General features: G+C 60.1%; 18 protein-coding genes. 3 read left to right on the forward strand and 15 right to left on the reverse strand.

All coding sequences use genetic code 11. The features are described 5' to 3' along the window. Positions 1 to 71: 71 nt before the first annotated feature. Both L6418_RS11125 and dcd read right to left on the reverse strand, forming a co-directional pair. The gene (locus L6418_RS11125) at positions 72 to 293 is read right to left on the reverse strand and encodes a hypothetical protein (protein ID WP_237246992.1); all 222 of its coding nucleotides are present in this window, start codon (positions 291 to 293) and stop codon (positions 72 to 74) included. After that, positions 293 to 859, reverse strand: coding sequence for a dCTP deaminase (gene dcd / locus L6418_RS11130; protein WP_237246993.1), 567 nt, complete (start codon positions 857 to 859; stop codon positions 293 to 295). Before dcd ends, L6418_RS11125 begins: the two co-directional genes overlap by 1 nt. Before the next feature lie 100 nt (positions 860 to 959). On the opposite strand from dcd, the gene metG reads away from it, so the two are divergent. Both metG and sthA read left to right on the forward strand, forming a co-directional pair. Next, the gene (gene metG / locus L6418_RS11135; protein WP_237246994.1) at positions 960 to 3,170 is read left to right on the forward strand and encodes a methionine--tRNA ligase; all 2,211 of its coding nucleotides are present in this window, start codon (positions 960 to 962) and stop codon (positions 3,168 to 3,170) included. A 133-nt stretch (positions 3,171 to 3,303) separates the two neighbouring features. After that, positions 3,304 to 4,695, forward strand: coding sequence for a Si-specific NAD(P)(+) transhydrogenase (gene sthA, locus L6418_RS11140; RefSeq protein ID WP_237246995.1), 1,392 nt, complete (start codon positions 3,304 to 3,306; stop codon positions 4,693 to 4,695). A gap of 112 nt (positions 4,696 to 4,807) precedes the next feature. On the opposite strand, the gene L6418_RS11145 is transcribed toward sthA, so the two are convergent. The 7 genes from L6418_RS11145 to L6418_RS11175 form a co-directional block, all read right to left on the reverse strand. Continuing rightward, positions 4,808 to 7,570: a nitrate reductase gene (locus L6418_RS11145; RefSeq protein ID WP_237246996.1), complete on the reverse strand. Its 2,763-nt coding sequence runs from the start codon at positions 7,568 to 7,570 to the stop codon at positions 4,808 to 4,810. After that, positions 7,558 to 7,884: a nitrite reductase small subunit NirD gene (gene nirD / locus L6418_RS11150; RefSeq protein WP_237246997.1), complete on the reverse strand. Its 327-nt coding sequence runs from the start codon at positions 7,882 to 7,884 to the stop codon at positions 7,558 to 7,560. Before nirD ends, L6418_RS11145 begins: the two co-directional genes overlap by 13 nt. A 10-nt stretch (positions 7,885 to 7,894) precedes the next feature. Then, complete coding sequence (gene nirB / locus L6418_RS11155; protein WP_237246998.1) at positions 7,895 to 10,339, reverse strand: nitrite reductase large subunit NirB; 2,445 nt, start codon at positions 10,337 to 10,339, stop codon at positions 7,895 to 7,897. 136 nt (positions 10,340 to 10,475) lie between these two features. After that, a complete protein-coding gene (locus tag L6418_RS11160; RefSeq protein ID WP_237246999.1) occupies positions 10,476 to 11,267 on the reverse strand; it encodes an ABC transporter ATP-binding protein in 792 nt (263 codons plus the stop codon). 11 nt (positions 11,268 to 11,278) lie between these two features. Next, positions 11,279 to 12,052 (reverse strand): nitrate ABC transporter permease, encoded by a 774-nt coding sequence (gene ntrB, locus L6418_RS11165; RefSeq protein WP_237247000.1) that lies wholly within the window; start codon positions 12,050 to 12,052, stop codon positions 11,279 to 11,281. Continuing rightward, on the reverse strand, positions 12,049 to 13,266 hold the full coding sequence (locus tag L6418_RS11170) for a CmpA/NrtA family ABC transporter substrate-binding protein (RefSeq protein WP_237247001.1): 1,218 nt from the start codon (positions 13,264 to 13,266) through the stop codon (positions 12,049 to 12,051). Before L6418_RS11170 ends, ntrB begins: the two co-directional genes overlap by 4 nt. Before the next feature lie 381 nt (positions 13,267 to 13,647). Continuing rightward, the gene (locus L6418_RS11175) at positions 13,648 to 14,223 is read right to left on the reverse strand and encodes an ANTAR domain-containing response regulator (protein ID WP_237247002.1); all 576 of its coding nucleotides are present in this window, start codon (positions 14,221 to 14,223) and stop codon (positions 13,648 to 13,650) included. Positions 14,224 to 14,972: 749 nt separating this feature from the next. Between L6418_RS11175 and L6418_RS11180 the strand changes: the two genes are divergently transcribed. Then, entirely contained in the window at positions 14,973 to 15,194 is a 222-nt protein-coding gene (locus L6418_RS11180) for a hypothetical protein (RefSeq protein ID WP_237247003.1), read from the forward strand. Between the two features lie 114 nt (positions 15,195 to 15,308). Here the strand turns inward: L6418_RS11180 and L6418_RS11185 are convergent, their stop codons facing one another. From L6418_RS11185 to L6418_RS11210, 6 genes are all read right to left on the reverse strand, one after another. Continuing rightward, positions 15,309 to 15,746: a hypothetical protein gene (locus L6418_RS11185; RefSeq protein ID WP_237247004.1), complete on the reverse strand. Its 438-nt coding sequence runs from the start codon at positions 15,744 to 15,746 to the stop codon at positions 15,309 to 15,311. Positions 15,747 to 15,794: 48 nt separating this feature from the next. Next, positions 15,795 to 16,559 (reverse strand): class I SAM-dependent methyltransferase, encoded by a 765-nt coding sequence (locus tag L6418_RS11190; RefSeq protein WP_237247005.1) that lies wholly within the window; start codon positions 16,557 to 16,559, stop codon positions 15,795 to 15,797. 65 nt (positions 16,560 to 16,624) lie between these two features. Continuing rightward, a complete protein-coding gene (locus L6418_RS11195; RefSeq protein ID WP_237247006.1) occupies positions 16,625 to 17,326 on the reverse strand; it encodes a phytochelatin synthase family protein in 702 nt (233 codons plus the stop codon). 74 nt (positions 17,327 to 17,400) lie between these two features. After that, complete coding sequence (locus L6418_RS11200; protein WP_237247007.1) at positions 17,401 to 17,685, reverse strand: hypothetical protein; 285 nt, start codon at positions 17,683 to 17,685, stop codon at positions 17,401 to 17,403. Positions 17,686 to 17,825: 140 nt separating this feature from the next. Next, the gene (locus L6418_RS11205; RefSeq protein WP_237247008.1) at positions 17,826 to 18,362 is read right to left on the reverse strand and encodes an NADH-quinone oxidoreductase subunit B family protein; all 537 of its coding nucleotides are present in this window, start codon (positions 18,360 to 18,362) and stop codon (positions 17,826 to 17,828) included. Between the two features lie 9 nt (positions 18,363 to 18,371). Next, positions 18,372 to 19,922 (reverse strand): NADH-quinone oxidoreductase subunit C, encoded by a 1,551-nt coding sequence (locus tag L6418_RS11210; protein WP_237247009.1) that lies wholly within the window; start codon positions 19,920 to 19,922, stop codon positions 18,372 to 18,374.

Here is a 19,922-nt window from a genome sequence, read left to right on the forward strand (position 1 = left end):
CTGGGGATTGCTTAATTAAGTGGCGCGGATTGTCGCAGGTTTCTGCGGCGACAGGGGAAATACGAAACCCGCTATTCGCGCGGCGGATAGGGATTCTTGAGCTGTGCCACCAGTCCCGCCAGCACCTGGCGGAACTGCTGTTCGTCGCAGCCCATCAGCACGGCATCTTCGAGTGCGTCCTGGCAGACCTGGCGGATCTCGGCGAGGTTCTCCTGCAGCACCTTGTTCTTCTCCACGCAGGCGATGACCTTGCCAGCAGGAGAGCGCCAGACGACTTGCTCGGCCAGCGCCATCAGATCTTCGGCAAGGTGACGCCCACCTGCCCCTGATACTTGCCGCCACGGTCCTTGTACGAGGTCTCGCACACCTCGTCGCTCTCGAAGAACAGCACCTGCGCCACGCCTTCGTTGGCGTAGATCTTCGCCGGCAGCGGTGTGGTGTTGGAGAATTCCAGCGTCACATAGCCTTCCCATTCCGGCTCGAACGGCGTGACGTTGACGATGATGCCGCAGCGGGCATAGGTCGATTTGCCCAGGCAGATGGTGAGCACATTGCGCGGGATGCGGAAGTATTCGACGGTGCGCGCCAGCGCGAAGGAATTGGGCGGGATGACGCAGTAGTCGGCTTCCACGTTGACGAACGAATTCGGGTCGAAGTTCTTCGGATCGACGATGGTGCTGTTGATGTTGGTGAACAGTTTGAATTCGCGCGAACAGCGGATGTCGTAGCCGTAGCTGGAGGTGCCGTAGGACACGATCTTGTGCCCGTTCACTTCCTTCACCTGGTTCGGCTCGTACGGCTCAATCATGCCGTGCTGCTCGGCCATGCGGCGTATCCACTTGTCTGACTTGATGCTCATCTTGCTTCCTTGACGGGTTTGTGCGGGCGCGATTTTACCCAATTCCGCAGCCGTGTGCGGGTTTTGCTACAATCGCGCCCTATTACAGGAACCGCGCCTCATGCCAAGAAAAATCCTCGTCACTTCCGCCCTGCCGTACGCCAACGGCAGCATCCACCTGGGCCACCTCGTCGAATACATCCAGACCGATATCTGGGTCCGCTTCCAGAAGATGTCCGGCAACACCTGCCACTACGTCTGTGCCGACGACACCCACGGCACGCCGATCATGCTGCGCGCCGAGAAGGAAGGCATCACGCCGGAACAGCTGATCGCCAAGGTATGGCAGGAACACTACGACGATTTCCGGGCCTTCCATGTGGCGTTCGACAATTACGGTTCGACCAACTCGGCCGAGACCCGGGAATTCGCCGAGGGCATCTACCGCACGCTCAAGGCCGCGAACCTGATCGAGGTGCGCTCCATCGAACAGTATTACGATCCGGCCAAGCAGATGTTCCTGCCCGACCGTTTCATCAAGGGCGAGTGCCCGAAGTGCCATGCCAAGGACCAGTACGGCGACAACTGCGAAGTATGCGGAGCGGCCTACGCACCGACCGAACTGATCGAGCCCTACTCCGCCGTTTCCGGCACCAAGCCAGAGCTGCGCAATTCCGACCATTATTTCTTCCGGCTCTCTTCCGCCAGCTGCCAGCAGTTCCTGCGCGAATGGACGCGCAGCGGTACGCTGCAGCATGAAGCCGCCAACAAGATGCAGGAATGGCTGGGTGGCGAGGGCGAGAACAAGCTGACCGACTGGGACATCTCGCGCGACGCGCCCTATTTCGGCTTCCAGATCCCCGATGCGCCGGGCAAATATTTCTACGTCTGGCTGGATGCGCCGGTCGGCTACATGGGCAGCTTCCGGCAATTGTGCAAGAACACGGGGCTCAGCTTCGAGGACTACTGGCGGCACGGCTCGGAAGCCGAGCTGTACCACTTCATCGGCAAGGACATCCTCTATTTCCACGCGCTGTTCTGGCCGGCGATGCTGCAGCATGCCGGTTTCCGCACGCCGACCAGGCTGTTCGCGCACGGCTTCCTCACCGTGAACGGCGAGAAGATGAGCAAGTCGCGCGGCACTTTCATCACCGCCAGCAGCTATGTCGAACACGTGAAGAACACCGAATACCTGCGCTATTACTATGCCGCCAAACTGAACGGCACGATGGAGGACCTCGACCTCAACCTCGACGATTTCGTGGCGCGCGTGAACAGCGATCTGATCGGCAAGTACATCAACATCGCCAGCCGCAGCGCCGGCTTCATCAGCAAGCGCTTCGCCGGCAAGCTCGCTCCCCATACCCTGCTGGCGCAATGCGCCGACACCAGCGGCCTCGCCGGCAAACTGGTGGAGGACGCACCGAAGCAGAACCTGCTGGAACTGCTGCAGGATGCCTCCAGCCAGATCGCCGAGTATTACGAGACGCGCGACTACTCCAAGGCCACGCGCAGCATCGGCACCCTGCTCGACCTGATCAACGCCTACATCGACGCCACCAAGCCGTGGGAGCTGGCGAAAGACCCGAGCAACGTGGAGTGGCTGCAAGGCGTATGCAGCGTGGCGCTGCAAGCTTTCCGCATCATCACCATCTACCTGAAGCCGGTGTTGCCGCAGCTGGCAAAGGATGTGGAAACATTCCTCAACGTCGGCGAACTGCACTGGCAGGATGCACAGGTGCTGCTGCCCGACGGGCACCTGATCAACGCCTATCAGCACCTGATGACCCGCCTCGACCCGAAGAGCATCGAGGCGATGGTCGAGGCCAACAAGGCCAGCCTGCAGCCGGTGCCGCCGGCTTCCCAACAGCGCCATGCCGAACATCAGCAGCATGCCGTCGCCGCGGCTCCAGCCGCACAGGCCGCATCGAAGGCCGGCGAAACGGTCGGCGACGCCACCATGCCGCTGAAGATGATGGGAGCGGATGTCGCCCCCATCGCGCCGACCATCAGCATCGACGACTTCAACAAGATCGACCTGCGCGTGGCGCGCATCGTCAACGCCGAGCATGTGGAAGGCGCGGAAAAACTGCTGAAACTGACGCTGGACATCGGCGAGCCGCAACCGCGCACCGTGTTCGCGGGCATCAAGTCGGCCTACGATCCGGACTGGCTGAAGGGCCGCATGACGGTGATGGTGGCCAACCTCGCCCCGCGCAAGATGAAGTTCGGCCTGTCCGAAGGCATGGTACTGGCCGCTTCGGGCACGACACCGGGACTGTTCATCCTGTCGCCGGATGCCGGCGCGCAACCCGGCATGCGCGTCAAATAGCACCCGCATCTACCAAGAGGGCATCGAAGATGACAAAGCCGGCCGCATACGTAGCGCCCTCGCCCCACCCCTCCCCCGCAAGCACGAAAGGGAGCAGGCGAATATCTACGCGAGATTTTCGTTAATCGCCCGCATGGACTACGACGTTCTCATCATCGGTTCCGGCCCCGCCGGGCAGCATGCGGCATGGCAGGCGGCGCGCCTGGGCAAACGCGCCGCCATCATCGAGCGCAAACCCAAGATCGGCGGTGCCGGATTGCAGACCGGCACCATCCCCAGCAAGGCGATGCGCGAAGTCGCCTATCTGCTGTCGCGCTCCGGCGGCATGCGCCAGGCACTGGTGCCGGACGGCCGCAGTCGCCATGGCCTGCTGGCCGATGCGGTGCGGCGCAAGGAAGGCGTGATCGCGCAACAGGAATCGGTCATCCTGCAGCGCCTGATGCGCCACGGCGTGGCCCTGATCCCGGGTGAGGCTTCGTTCGTCGATGCGTACACCCTGCAGGTCGCCGATGCCGGCAGCAACACTCGCCGACTCACGGCGGACGTCATCGTGCTGGCCTGCGGTTCCAGGCCGCGCCGCCCGGCCGACATCCCGTTCGACAAGAAGACGGTGCTGGATTCCACCTCCATCCTGAACCTGCGCCACCTGCCTGACAGCCTGGTGGTGGTGGGCGGCGGCGTGATCGCCTGCGAATTCGTCTCCATCTTCGCCGCGCTGGGTGTACATGTCAGCGTGGTGGACAGCCATGCGCAACTGCTGACCTACCTGAGCGAGGACGTGGTTGGCGTGCTGTCCGACAGCCTCCTCGCCATGGGCGTCACGTTCCACATGCAGGAACGCGTCGCGGAGATCCGCCGCGAAGGCAACGGCACCGTCACCGTGCTGGCGAGCGGCAAACAGCTGCGCGCCGACGCGGTGCTCTATGCGCAGGGCAGGGAACCCAACAGTGCGGGGCTGCACGTCGCCAATGCGGGCATCGCCGCGCAGGACGGCTGGATCGAAGTCAACCGGCATTTCCAGACCAGCGCGCCGCACATCTTCGCGGTGGGCGACCTGATCGGCCGCCCCGCACTCGCCTCGACCGGCATGGAACAGGGACGCGCCGCCGTGCTGCACGCCTTCGGCGCAGCCGAACAGGCCGCGGCGGACAACCTGCCGATGGCGGTCTACACCATCCCCGAGATCTCCTACGTCGGCAAGACGGAGAAGGAGATCCAGCAGGAGAACATCCCCTACTTCGTCGGCAACGCCTGTTTCAAGGACAGTGCACGCGGACAGATCATCGGCGATGCGCAAGGCCTGCTCAAACTGATCGTGGACGCACGCAACGAGAAACTGCTGGGCGTGCATATCGTCGGCGAACAGGCGAGCGAACTGATCCACATCGGCCAGCTGGTGATGAACCTGCACGGCACGGTGCGCGACCTGGTCAGCAACGTGTTCAACTACCCGACCCTAGCGGAATGTTACAAACTCGCGGCACTGGATTGCGTGCACCAGCTGGAACAGCGGAGCGTTCCCTAGCTGCAGCGAGTGTACAGACAATCCGGCCGGCGGCAGTCCGAATCCGGTCACTCCCCATGCTTCCCGTCGCACGCCCAGAATGAGCCCGGCAATGATTCATCTCACCACCATATCAACGACGATCGAGTACCCGGCGAATTTCCGGTATGCATGAACCACACCCCGTGCCCGCCTTCAGGCATGCCCCGACAGCTTCAACGCTATCAAGTGCCTGTGCCTGGATGGCATTGAGGATGGTTTTCTCGCCTACGTTGAAACAGGCACACACGTTGCGCCCTGCATCGGCTGAGCCAATTGGCGGTCTCGCGGCCAGCAGGCCGGCAACGTCGCCGGATTCGAGACATTCCTTGCCAAACAGGCTGCCCAACCATGCGCGTTCGGGCAAACGCTGATCGGCTGCCATGAAGAACACTGCCTCCAGCCTGCCATGCCGCAGACTGGCGGCACGATAACGTCCCATCGATGCATCCCGATATTCAAGCCAGTCTGCGGAACGGTAGCAGCGAAGCTGCTGAGCGCCCACCGGCGGTGTCAATTCTGCATCGAGCTGGCTCGATAGCAGATTGCCTACCTTTGGTGTACTCCTTGCGGATGCTCCGGAATCCTGCAACGCGGTTTGTGCCCAGACGCGCCAATCTTCGGGCAGATCATCGCCGGCCAGTTCATGGCGCCAGTAACCCGCACCCTTTGTGCAAGCGCAATAGCTGGCTTCGGTGAAATCCAGCCGCGTACGACTGAGTACGAAACCCTCCCAGGCGGGCCGATAAGATTCAACGCGAACCGGCGTATGTTTGGATTCCGGCTGCCCGGAGATCGGGTCGGTGACCGGTGCTGCTAGTGCATCCACCCGTGCCGATCTTGCGTAGGCATCGTTCCAGTGCATGGTCACAAACACCGAACCTGGACGCTGGTCTTCGCTGACCTGCACGCGTACCAGCATAACTCCGTTGCGACTCGTCAGACGTGCCAGCCCGCCGTGCTGCAATCGATGGATGTGCGCATCCGATGCATGTATTTGCACATACGGCTCCGCTTCGTGCGTATTCAGGCGCGGCACTTTTCCGGTACGGGTCATGGTATGCCATTGATCGCGGCTGCGGCCCGTGTTCAACACCAGCGGAAAGCTTTCATCTGCCGCTACGGCTGGCAAGCGGGGAACAACCGCAAGCATGCGTGCCTTGCCGCTGGGCGTATAGAAATGTCCGTCGGCCAGTAAACGCTGTGTACCCCCTGGCGCCTGAGCATTGACTGGCCATTGCACAGGCTGCAGCGCATCGTACTGCGCATCGTCCAGCTCGGCCAGCGCACCGATGTCGAAAGCGCGCCTACCCCTATTTTCAAAGCCGGACAGGCGTGCATGCTCGCGGAATATCTGTGCCTGCCTGGTATAGGGAAACGCTTCGGCAAAACCCATACGTTGCGCGACCTGGGTAATGATCCACCAGTCCGGCCTAGCCTCGCCCGCCGTGGGTAACAAGGACCGTTGCCGCGATATGCACCGCTCCGAGTTGGTCACCGTGCCGTCCTTCTCGCCCCAGCCGCCGGCAGGCAGCAGGATGTCGGCGCAGGCGGTCGTGTCGGTGTGCCGCACGCAATCAGATACCACGACCAGTTCGCAATCGAGCAATGCCGCACGTACGCGATCGGCATCCGGCATGCTGACCGCCGGATTGGTGCCCATGATCCACACCGCCTTGATCTTGCCCGATGCGATGGCCTGAAACATCTCCACCGCTTTCAGCCCGGGCGCTTTGGCGATGCGTGGTGCATTCCAGAACCGCGCGACCAGCTCGATACCCGTCGCATCGGAAAAATCCAGATGCGCCGCCAGTTGATTGGCCAGGCCGCCCACCTCGCGCCCGCCCATCGCATTGGGTTGCCCGGTCACCGAGAACGGCCCCATGCCGGGACGTCCGATCCGTCCGGTCGCCAGGTGCACGTTGATGATCGCATTGCCTTTGTCCACCCCGCTGGAAGACTGGTTGATGCCCTGCGAGAAGATCGTCACGGTGCGTTCTGTCCGCGCGAACAAGCGGAAGAATTCGCTGACTTCAGCCTCCGGAATACCGCAAACCTGCGCCACCTTGGGAATCGAGCCGGCGGCACGCGCCGCTTCGAACGCGGCGGCAAACCCCTCCACATGCGCCTCGATATACGCCAGATCGAGTGCGTCTTCACGGCGGATGAAATTCAGCAGGCCGTTGAACAAATGGGCGTCCGATCCCGGTGCGATCGCCAGGTGCAGATCGGCGATGTCGCAAGTCGGCGTGCGGCGCGGATCGATGACCACCACCCACATGTCGGGCCGAGCCTTCTTCGCGGCGGCCAGCCGTTGGTAAAGTACGGGGTGTGCCCAGGCGTAGTTCGAACCCGTGATGACGACGAGATCGGCGGTCTCGATGTCCTCATAACAGACCGGCACCACATCGGCGCCGAAGGCGCGCTTGTGCGCAGCCACTGCCGAGGACATGCACAGGCGCGAGTTGGTGTCGATGTTCGCACTGCCGATGAATCCCTTCATCAGCTTGTTGGCGACGTAATAGTCTTCGGTCAGCAGCTGGCCGGAAACATAGAATGCCACCGCGTCCGGCCCATGTTCGGCGATGACCCTCCCGAATCCGTGCGCGACCTGGTCCAGCGCTTCATCCCAGGAAATGCGCTGTCCGTTGGCCAGCGGATACAGCAGTCGCCCATCGTGATCGAGCGTCTCGGCCAGCGCGGCCCCTTTGGAACACAGGCGCCCGAAATTGGCCGGATGGAATTTATCGCCAGTAATTACCGCGCCGGCCGCGGTGACATTCGCTGCGACTCCGCAGCCGACCCCGCAATAGGGACAGGTGGTGCGGGTGACATTCGGCGTATTCAGGCTTTGCATACCCCTGCCTCTGCCTCGAGAAACAGCACGTCATGTGCAACCCGCACTTCATAGCGCTGCGCGCAGCCCACATCGGGCGCGATGGCGGAGCCCGATTCCAGGTCGATCACCCAATTGTGCAAAGGACAGGTGACACGCTTGCCATGCACGATGCCCTGCGCCAGCGGCCCGCCCTTATGCGGGCAACGGTTGCTCAGCGCGAACACCTGGTCGTCCACGCTGCGAAACAGGGCGATCTCGCCGGACGCGGTATTGATCACGCGCGAACCCTGACGGGGTATATCGTCCAGCCTGCCGATTCGTATCCAGTTCATTGCGTTCTCCTTATTCGATGGTGGCAAGCGGGGTATATTCCTGAGCGTCTTTTCCTGCTGCACGTTCTTTCCACGGGTCGTCCTGCGAGTAGCGTTGCGACTCCAGGAAGCGCGCGTAAAGCTCGCCCCGCTCCGCCTTGTTTTCGACGACGTGCTGCTTGATGTAGGCCAGCCCGACGCGCTCTATCCACGGGGCGGTGCGTTCCATGTAGTTGGCTTCCTCGCGATAGAGTTGCATGAACGCGCCGCAGTACTCCAGCACGTCCGCTTCGGTCTCGACCTTGCACAGGAAGTCGGTGACGCGAACCTTGACGCCACCATTCCCGCCCACATGTATCTCGTAGCCGGAGTCCACGCACACCACGCCAAAATCCTTGATGGTGGCTTCGGCGCAGTTGCGCGGGCAGCCTGAAACGGCGATCTTGAATTTGTGCGGCGTCCAGGAACCCCAGGTCATCTTCTCGACCTTGATGCCCAGACCGGTCGAGTCCTGCGTGCCGAATCGGCACCAGTCGGAGCCAACGCAAGTCTTGACGGTGCGCAATGCCTTGCCATAGGCGTGACCGGAAACGAATCCGGCCTCGACCAATTCGCCCCACATCCTGGGCAAATTCTCCTTGGTAATCCCGTACAGGCCGATGCGCTGTCCGCCGGTGATATGGACGGTGGGCACTTCATAGCGTTCGGCGATCTCGGCAATCGAGCGCAACTCGGAGGGCGAAGTGACGCCGCCCCAGATACGCGGGATCACCGAATACGTGCCGTCCTTCTGGATGTTGGCATGCACACGTTCGTTGACGAAGCGCGAATGGCTGTCGTCCTCGTATTCGCCCGGCCATGCTGCCAACAGATAGTAGTTCAGCACGGGGCGGCACACATGGCAGCCGTCCGGTGTCTTCCAACTCAATGCCTGCATCAGGTCGCGGATTGTCTTCACGCCGAGCTCGCGGATGGCCTGTTGCACATCCTGGTGCGCATGTTCGGTGCAGCCGCAGATCGGCTTTTTGCTCGGCCTGGCGGAATAGTCGCCGCCCACCGTGTTCGCCAACAGCGCTTCCACGAGTCCGGTGCAGGAGCCGCACGAGGCGGATGCCTTGGTATGCGCGCGCACCTCTTCCAGCGTGAACAGCTTCTTGTCGACGATGGCATTGACGATCGCACCCTTGCATACGCCGTTGCATCCGCAGATCTCGGCCGTATCCGGCATGTTCGCGACGCTCGATACACCGCCGAGGCCGGAATCCCCCATATGCACCTGCCCGAACAGGAGATGTTCGCGCAATTCGGACACATCCGTTCCGTCGCGCATCATCTGGAAATACCACGGGCCATCCACGGTATCGCCGTACATCACCGCGCCGCGCAACTTGTTGTCGCGCAGTACCAATTTCTTGTACACACCGCGTGCGGAATCCTGCAGCAGCAACTCTTCGTCCAGTGCGCCGGAATTGAAGTCTCCGGCAGAGAACAGATCGATGCCCGTCACCTTGAGTTTGGTCGATACCGAAGAGCCTTCGTAGCGCATCCCGCCATAACGGGCCAGATGATTTGCGGCAACCTTGGCCTGCTCGAACAAGGGTGCGACCAGCCCGTAGGTTTGCCCGCGGTGCTGCACGCACTCGCCCACGGCATAGATCTTCGGGTCGAAGGTCTGCATGGTGTCGCTGACGACGATGCCGCGCTCGCAATGAATGCCTGCGGATTTGGCCAGGGCAATATTGGGGCGGATGCCGGCCGACATCACAACCATATCTGCCGGGATCTCCTCGCCGTCCTTGAAGCGCAGACCTGTGACGGCCGTCTCGCCGAGTATGGCCTCGGTCTGCCGCGACAGATAGAACTTCAGGCCGCGTTTTTCCAACGCCTCCTTGAGCAGGTCTCCGCCTACCTTGTCCAGCTGGCGCTCCATCGGCCATTCGCACAGGTGCACGACCGACACATCCATGCCGCGCAGCGACAGTCCGTTCGCCGCTTCCAGTCCGAGCAAGCCACCTCCGATCACGACCGCGCGCTTGCCTGCAGCGGCCATGCCCAGCATGCTCTCGACATCGACGATGCTGCGGTAGCTCAGCACGCCGGGCAGGCCAATGCCGGGAACCGGCAGCATGATCGGGTTGGAGCCCGTTGCGATGAGCAGGCGGTCGTAGGGCACAGTCAATCCGTCTGCCGTCTCGACCGCACAGCCGATCCGGTCGATCCTCGTCACTGTCTTTCCCGCATGCAGGGTGATATGGTTCTGCTCATACCAGTTCCAGTCGTTCAGGATCGTGTCCTGAAACGACATCTCGCCGGACAGCACCGGCGACAGCAGGATACGGTTGTAATTGGGCTGCGGCTCCGCGCCGAACACCGTGATGTCGAATTCATCCGCGGACATCTTGAGCAATTCCTCGATGGTGCGGATACCTGCCATACCGTTGCCGATCACTACCAGTCGTACCTTATTGCTTTTCATCATCCGCTCCTTTCAATAAAAAGACGCCGTCCGGCTGCAAGCCGGAACGACGCCTTTGTCGTTGCTACTTTCCGGGATCACAACCCGCCGTTGGGCCGCTTCCGTTATCTGTCGCTGCTGCTTTCGGCCGGTGAAGTCAGGCCGCTTCTTTCGCCTGCTTCTGATACAGGAACTCCAGCACCGCGCCACGCAACTGGTGGTAGCGCGCATCGTTCGCCAATGCCAGACGGTTGCGCGGTTTGGGCAAATCGACGGACAGGATTTCGCCTATGGTCGCCGCCGGACCGTTGGTCATCATCACGATGCGGTCTGACAGCAACACTGCTTCGTCCACATCGTGCGTGACCATCACCACGGTGCTGTTCGTCTCTTTCACGATCTTCATCAGCTCATCCTGCAGATGTGCGCGCGTCAACGCATCCAGCGCACCGAACGGTTCGTCCATCAGCAATACTTTGGGTTGCATGGAGAGGGCCCGGGCGATGCCGACGCGCTGCTTCATGCCGCCGGATATCTCATGCGGATACTTGTGCTCCGCATGGCTCAGGTGCACCAGTGAGAGCGCCGCACCGGTGCGCTGCCGGAGCTGTTCCCGGTTTTCCGTCGCGCCGAATACGCGTTCCACTGCGAGCAGGACATTCTCGAAGCAGGTCAGCCAAGGCAGCAAGGAATGGTTCTGGAACACCACTCCCCGATCCGGGCCGGGCCCCGCGATCTCGCGATCTGCACAGAGCATGATCCCGTCGGTCGGCATCAGCAATCCGGCGATCAGGTTGAGCAGAGTGGATTTGCCGCAACCCGAGTGCCCGATCAGCGTGACGAATTCGCCCGGATCGATCTTGAGGTCGATGTCCTTGAGCGCGACGAAAGTGCCCTGTCTGGTTTCAAACGACATCTGCACATCCTCTATTTGCACATACTTTTTCATGGCATTCCCGATCAATAACTGAATCGTTTGGCGATCTGGACCAGCATCGTTTCCAGCAGCAGGCCGACGATGCCGACGACGAATATCGCGATGATGATGTGCTCCACGTTCAGGTTGTTCCATTCATCCCACACCCAGAATCCGATACCCACCCCGCCGGTCAGCATTTCCGCCGCGACGATCACCAGCCATGCGGTACCGATCGCAAGACGTATGCCGGTCAGCATGTAGGGCAAGGTGGCTGGGAACAATATCTTGGTGAAGACTTTCCATTCCGACAGGTTGAGTACCCGCGCCACGTTCAGGTAATCCTGCGGCAACTGGCGCACCCCCATCGCGGTGTTGATGATCATCGGCCAGATGCTGGAGATGAAGATCACCCAGATGGCTGCCGGATTGGCAGCCTTGAATACCAGCAGACCGATGGGCAGCCAGGCCAGCGGAGATACCGGCCTGAGCATGCTCACGATGGGCGAGGTCATCTTGTCGAGGAAGCCGAAGCGCCCGATCATGAAGCCGAGCGGAATGCCGATCAGCGCGGCCAGCCCGAAACCAATTCCGACCCGCCCCAGCGAATTGAGGATGTTCCAGCCTATGCCCTGGTCGTTCGGCCCTTTCTGGTAGAACGGATCGCTGAACAGGCTGACGGCCGAATGCCAGGTCTTGACCGGCCCCGGCAGCGCTTCGCTGTTGTGCGCCAGCAGTGCCCAGATGAGAATGAACAATCCCATGCCGATGACGGGCGGTACCAGATCCTCGACCAGGTATTTGTTGATCTTCATCATGCTCGCACCTTGAAGCTGGCCGCATACTTTTTCGGGTCCTTGCCGTCCCAGACCGTCCCGTCGATCAGTTTGGACGTGCGCAATACATCCTTGGGGATAGGGACTTTCACCTGGGATGCCGCCTGTTTGTACAAGTCGATCTGGTTGATCTTTTTGGCGACGCCCAGATAATCCGGATCTTCCTTGAGCAGGCCCCAACGCTTGTGCTGGGTGAGGAACCACATGCCGTCGGACAGGTACGGGAAGTTGACCGCACCGTCGTTGTAGAACTTCATGTAGTTCGGGTCGCTCCATTTCCTGCCCAGACCGTCCTCATATTGGCCTTCCATGCGTTGATTGATGATGTCCACCGGACAGTTGATATACGACTTGTCGGCGATGATCTCTGCGACGCCGCGGCGATTGGCCATGACGTCGATATATTTTGAGGCTTCCAGCATGGCCATGATCATGGCCCGGGCCGTGTTGGGATACATGTGCGCGAATTCGGCCGTAGTGCCCAGGACCTTTTCCGGATGGTCTTTCCAGATATCCTGTGTGGTCGCCGCAGTGAATCCGATCTTGTCTGCGATGGCGCGATTGTTCCAGGGTTCGCCAACGCAAAATCCGTCCATGTTGCCGACGCGCATGTTGGCAACCATCTGGGGCGGCGGTACGGTGATGTTTTTTACGTCCTTGAGCGGATCGATACCGTAACTGGCCAACCAGTAATACAGCCACATCGCGTGCGTGCCCGTGGGAAAGGTCTGCGCAAAGGTGTAGTCGCGCTTGTCCGTTTCGATGAGCTTCTTCAGTTTGTCTCCGGTGGTCGCACCTTTATCTTTAAGCTGGTCGGAAAGCGTGATGCCCTGACCGTTGTTATTGATGCTCATCAAGACCGCCATATCTTTCTTGGGACCGCCTATGCCGAGGTGTACACCATAAACCAGGCCGTAAAGCACGTGTGCCGCGTGCAGCTCACCGTTAACAACCTTGTCGCGCACGGACGCCCAGGATGCTTCCTTGGATGGGATGATCTTGATGCCATACTTTTCGTCGAACTTCATCACGGAAGCGATCACGACAGAGGCGCAATCGGTCAAGGGAATGAAACCGATCTTGACCTCCTTGAGTTCGGGTGCGTCAGATCCGCCGGCCCATGCGACCGCTCGAGTCCCCATCGGTACCATCGACATGATTCCTGCCGCGCCCAGAATTGCCCCTGTCTGTTTCATGAAGTCCCTCCGACCGTTTCGTTCAGGAGCTTGCGTCTTTGCTGCTACTGTTGTTTCGCTGTTCGTCGTTTCTTCGGTTGGCTTATTCATCTTCCAATCTCCTGTAAGGGAATTTCGTGACCCGAAAATCAAAAAGGCGTCCGACTGCGCGTGTACGCAGTGGGACGCCTTTGTCCTGTATTGCAAATCCTCCGAACCGCCATTGATTCGTTGACAGCCAATGTTCAGCAACAGTCGTGCCAGATTGCAGGTCGATCACTAATTGGCAATTCAATCATCAGGATATATACGGGGTGCGACTATCAGTCCGGATGGATGAGTATCTATTCAAGACCTTCTTTGGTGCATCGATTATCCGATTGGCCATTCGATGCACCTTTTTCAAGCACTCAGTTCCTTGGCAAAAATGATCGCCTCGGCGATTTCCGCCAAACGTTTTCCCTTGCTCATCGCCATATTGCGCATCCGTTTATAGGCTTCCGGTTCGCTATAGCCGTGGTCGGCCATCAATATTCCCTTGGCCCGGTCCACCAGTTTGCGTTCGACGAGCTGGCTCTTCGCTTCCTTCAGTTCGTCACGCAAGCGCTTATGCTCCAGGAATCGCGCCGCCGCCACATGTATGATGCCGCTCAGATCTTCGCTCTGTATCGTATGCGCCACATAAGCGCTGACACCGGCGCGCATCGCTTCCTGAATACTCTGCTGATCGTTCCTCGCACTCAGTACGACCACCGGCTTTTCCAGCTTGGTGGACATCAGGCTGATCTGTTCAAGCGTGTCCCGTCCGGGCGCGTTGGCATCCACGATGATCACGTCCGCTGCGGCAGCTTGTATCGATTGCTCGTCCACCTGCTCCCAGGCCAGAACACCAACGACAGCGAACTCTGCCAATTCAAGACTGGCTTTTAACCAAGCAGCCCGGTCTCTCAAATCATCGATGATCAGAATTCGTTTCAATTTAATCCCCTCGCATATCTCTCAAAGCCAGCAATATTCACGCCACGTGTAGCCGGCCTGTACTCATGGGACTTACGGGATGGAAGCGGCGAATGACCGCACTGAAAAAGTGCAATGCGTAACGTATTGGTGCAGCCTAGCGCAAAGAATTCAGAAGTCGAGCAGACTAATTAAGTGCAGTTGCCATGGCTGGTCTGACAGGCAGAGTCCGAAGTTCGGCCATTGCGGTCATGGAATAATCTGGAAAACTAAGTCAGCTACCCGACCGGTAGAAGTCGTTTACTCACGCCCGTACTATTATGCTTATGTGGACCAGCAGGGCCGTCTGTTTAGCCTCCAGCGGCCATTGGAGGCTTCTTTCCGCTGCACGCGTTGCAGACGAATATCGCCATTCTCCCTGTCGTGGATGTTTTGATTTCCAATATTGAATTCGCCGTGTTTGGTGAGTCATGTTGCCATATCGTAATGCTGGGGGCTTCTGCCATCCCCAGTTAGGCCATAGTAGCCGTTCTAGGCACAACATAATTACGTCCGGCTTGTACACACACTAAGCGGACATGCCGACAGCCCACCGGTTGAATCCGCACCGAATTGCTGCCATTGCTAAGCTACCATGCGCAGATTTCACGCAACTCTTGAATCCATGGCGCAGCTTAAGGCTACGCTCATTGATGTGCAGGAAAAGAAGCTGATACCATGCAACCAGTCATCGGCCAGTCGCACCAACATGCATGACGCGCACCTGACCGATGTCCGGCATTTTCTTATCTCTTATGGCAAATATTGAAAGTACGCATCTTATGAAAAGAATCTTCCTGATTGGCTTGATGGTGTCGGTACTGGCGGGCTGCGAGGATATGCCGCTGCTCGGCGGAGAGGGTGAAGGCGATGATTTCGCTGCAACGTCACAGCACAAATCCCTGGATCACGGCCTGTCGCAACTACCGCAAAAACTCCCGATCAAGCACTAGCTGTTTGCCTTGCACACAGCCTGGAGGTTCGGCAGCTGGTTCCGGGAAAGCCGCCGACCTCCCATCGACCCAGGCTGACTTGCCAGCGCTTGCGGCCAAGCGGGTTGCCGCTTTTCAGGAATCGCAATTTGATTCGGCCTCTTTCCTGGCATTCTCGATGATGGCAGCGCGCGCATTGTCGTCGACATAGGTTCTTTCGCCGTTCTCGTTCTGACTGTAAACGCGCACCTGTCGCTGATAGATATCCAGCCGCTGCCTTGCGGCTGCACATCGGGATTTCCTTGCCGCCGCCGCATTATCGGCCGCACTCTTCTCCATCGCCTCGCGGCTCTTCTTCTGCGCCGCACTTTGCTGTTCCAGCTGTTGCATGGTCTTGTCCGGCGCGACCACGGGTTCAGAAGGTTTGACAGGATGGAAGTCCAGTTGCCTGGAATTCCCGGCACACGGCTGTTCGGAATAAACGAAGCCAGCCGGGGTCTCGCATTTGAATACGCCCGCACTGGCTAGCGGACTGATGGACAGCAGCGCTGCGAGCAATAGTGTTTGTTTCATACCGGCCCCTTCTGAATGCCATTGCACAGGATCCATGGACTGCGCCCCCTAAGGCTTGACAAAGCGCAGTGCAAAACTGTCCGTCGGCATATTCATTCTGAAGAATGGCTGCTCCCGAAGATCCGATGCATTGCGCAAAAAATCGCCCCGCCGTTCGAGCCGGAAGCCGGCCCGTTGCAGTTCGTCCTGAACCAGTGCTTCGTCTATGCGATGCAGGGTCTTTGCCACCGTCGCTCCCTGGCCCTTTTTCGCGGAATGATCGATGACGACCAGATGTCCTCCCGATTTCAGCGCATTGAACAGGCGCTGATTCATCCTGACACGGTCCACCGACATGTAAGCGATATCGTGGTAATTCAGAACGATGGTGATCAGGTCCAGCCTGGGGGCATCGCCGGGGACCGGATCATCGTATGGTTGTACCACCGGGATGATATTCGGCTGGGGATGATCGGCCAGCCGCTGGATCAGTTCGGAGCGCGGCCTGTCCGCTTGCGCCCATACGGTGCCGCCCTGCCCCACTGCCAGTGCCAGCAGCTGGGTGGTGTAGCCCCTGCCGGTAGCGACATCCAGCACCAGCATGCCCGGATGGACATCGGCGAACTGCAGGAACTCCACCGGCTTGCGTTCGGCATCGACCCGGCGGTCATCGTCCGTGCGTATCGGACTGGCCGCCACCTGCTTGTAGAGCTCGTCCAGATTCTGCGCATCGCCCATCTGCACTGCGGCATTCCCATCCATGGCCCACGACAGGGCGGCTGCAAGCAGCAAAAAAGGGATTTTGTTCAGGTTCGACGAATATGCTGCAGACATGGCTCGCTCCTTCGATCTGACCGGAAACGCAACGGCCGGACCGTTGCAACCAGGGGAAACGCCCTTCACTCCGTGACGATCACCAGCCCTCGTGCCTTGTTGCTGGTGGTATCGACAGTGGCGATCGCCTTTTGCAGGGTGTCGATGCCGACCCATACCGGGGCATACATGTATTTCGCCACATCGAGGATCAGCACGCGATCGGACTCGGCATCGTAAGCCGCCAGCACCGACCAGTGACCGCCGCCCTCCTGCCCTACGGCCGTGCGCAGATAATTCACCAGCACGAACTGCCCGTCGTCGCCCAATGCTTTTTGCAGCAATGTCCGCAGCGCCTTGTCGTCCACGCTGTCGCCGGCAATGGAAACGGCCTTCACCCCCTGACGAACCAGCGTCTGCACCATCTCATCGCGCGTCATACCCTGCGCAAGTACGGTCTGCGGCGTGATGACCTTGACGACTTCCGGGGTGAAGTAATTGCTCTGGGTGAAATAGGCATTGGGGGCATAGACCGGATCGACCGGCTTCTTGATCGGCATCGCATTGAGCACGGTGATGGCGCTGGCGACGGAACAGTAAGTCTGGTTGATCTGCTCGGCAAACCACGGGCTCAATTGCCAGTAGTCCGCATCGGGCGGCATGCGGGCACGCAATATCCTGCCCGCATCGGAGTTCCAGTAGATGACCGCAGGCTCGGCCGCTTGCGCGGCGAGCGATGCCGCCATCAGCACGATCAGGAGGATTGCACGCGAAAATTTTCCCATCATGATCTCCCTTCGGGTCTGTCACCCGTCATCCATGGATGCCGCCAACGCCACTGTGCATCCGGCCGCCGCAACGACTACCGGAGAGGGCACTCTGCCGGATACTTTACCTCGGTGCAGTTGTCGAACGCCCCGGGCTTCATGGTGCCATTCACATTATGATAGGGCGCGAAGCATTCCTGGCTTTTTTGATATCTGTCCCATTTTGCGGCACACGTTGCCGCATCGTTCGCGCTTTCGTCGATGGTGACAGCGCTGGCCGGAAGCGGTTTCTGCGCATCGTCCGCCCCGTTCCCCATGTCGGCGGCACTTGCCCAGAGCGGGAGCAGCGACAGGCACACGAGCAATATTCTGTTAGCCATTATTCATCCTTTCGAAGTAAGCGATGATCCGGTGAAACATCATAGTACAAACCGATCTGCCTGAATATCGGCAACACCGACAGGCGTTGCGCCTTTCAGCACCCGGTTTGATCGTCGCCGGCCCGGAATCGTTCCGCGTTCTACTTCCGAGCACTGATGGCGGTGAGGATGCCCTGCAGGATGGCGGTGGGCGCAGGTGGGCAACCGCTCACCACCACATCCACCGGAATGACGTTGGAGACCTTGCCGCAGGTGGCGTAATTCTCGCCCGAGCCATCGGCGTCGCCGGAACCGAAGATGCCGCCATCGCAGGCACAATCGCCGATCGCCACCACCAGTTTGGGTTCCGGCGTGGCGTCGTAAGTGCGTTTCAACGCAAGCTCCATGTGCCGCGATACCGGGCCGGTGACCAGCAGCAAATCGGCGTGGCGGGGGCTGGCGACGAACTTGATGCCCAGCCCTTCGATGTTGTAATAGGCGTTGTTGACCGCATGGATCTCCAGTTCGCACCCGTTGCACGAACCGGCATCGACCTGCCGGATCGCCAGTGCCCCGCCGAACGCTTCGAGAATCGCCTGCTGCAGCCGCTGCTCGACCAGGCGCATCGAGCCGTCCGCTTGCGGCGGGGTTTCCGTCTTGATGCCCGTTTTCACGATCTGCTTGAGTATCTGGTACATGGTGCGCCCCTACAAATCCTGTCCGGTGTAACTCAGATTGAACGATTTATTGATCAGCGGGAAATCCGGCACAATGTTGTCGATGATGGCATGCTCCAGCAGCGGCCAGTTCTGCCAGGACGGATCGTGCGGATGCACGCGCGCAAGCCCGCCTTGCGCATCGGTATGGATCGCCACCATCACCTCGCCGCGCCAGCCTTCCACCATGCCGATGCCGAAGCCGTTCGCCGGCAGTCTTTCCAGCAGCACCGGCGCCGCATCGTCGCTCACCAGCCTGGCCAGGATCTCGCGCTGCAGGCGCAGCGACTCGAACAATTCGTCGAAGCGCACAATGACGCGTGCCGCAACATCGCCGTTGCGATAGGTCGCCATCTGCACATCCAGCTTGTCGTACGGCGCACAGGCAAACTGAACGCGCGCATCCCAGGCCTGGGCGCTGGCACGCCCGGCCAGGCCGCACAAGCCAAGCTGGGCCGCCAATTTTGGCGTGACCACGCCGGTACCGATGAAACGGTCTTGTACTCCGGCATGCTCGTCGTAGATGCCGCGCAGGATGCGTACCTGCTGCTCCAGCATGTCGCACTCCTGCTCGATGATATGCTTGCCTTCGATGGACAGATGCACGGCCACACCGCCCGGGACGATCGCATCCATCAGGTAGCGATGGCCGAACAGCGTCGCATTGTTGCGCAGCACCTGCTCCTTGAGTATCCAGAATTGGGCGAAGCCGAACGACAGCGCTACATCGTTGCCCAGATAGCCGAGATCGCCCAGATGGTTGGCGACACGTTCGCGTTCCAGCAGCAAGGCACGCATCCACAAGGCATTGTTCGAAGGCGTGACCTTCGCAATGCCTTCCGCCGCCATCGCATACGCCCAGGCATAGGCCACGGTACTGTCGCCGCTCACCCGCCCCGCGAGTTTCGCCCCTTGCTGCAGGCTCATGCGCTCGAAGCGCTTCTCGATACCCTTGTGCACATAGCCCAGGCGTTCTTCCAGGCGCAGCACGCGTTCGCCGATGATGGAGAAACGGAAATGCCCCGGCTCGATGATGCCCGCATGCACCGGTCCGACCGGGATCTCGTGCACACCCTGCCCTTCCACCTGCACGAAGGGATAGTCGTCGGCCTCTACGGTGCGACTCGCGGCGGCGTCGAAATCCTTGCGCAGCGGGAAGCTGCCGCTGCGCCATGCGCCGTGGCGCAACCACTTGCGGTGGTCGTGCCCCTCCTGTGCGCAGATGCCGAGCAGATCGTATGCAGCACGCTGCATGCGATTGGCCGCCGGGAAGATGTCGCTGATATCGGGATAATTCGGATGTTCAGCATGCAGCGGCACATTGAGGCAAACCAGCCCGGTCTCGTTGATCAGCACCACGTGCAGCTTGAAACCGCCGCCGCACTGCCGCACGTCGCTGCCCCACAGCGCCACCAGCCTGCCGCCGCCGTCATGCACCTGCCGGCAGACCGCACGCAGATCGTCCACCGCGATATCGCCGGCCCATGCAGGAAGCGCATCGGTCAGGCGGCTCAGTTTCAGGTTGGGATGTTTGATCGGCAT

Source organism: Sideroxyarcus emersonii (assembly GCF_021654335.1).
Taxonomy (GTDB): domain Bacteria; phylum Pseudomonadota; class Gammaproteobacteria; order Burkholderiales; family Gallionellaceae; genus Sideroxyarcus; species Sideroxyarcus emersonii.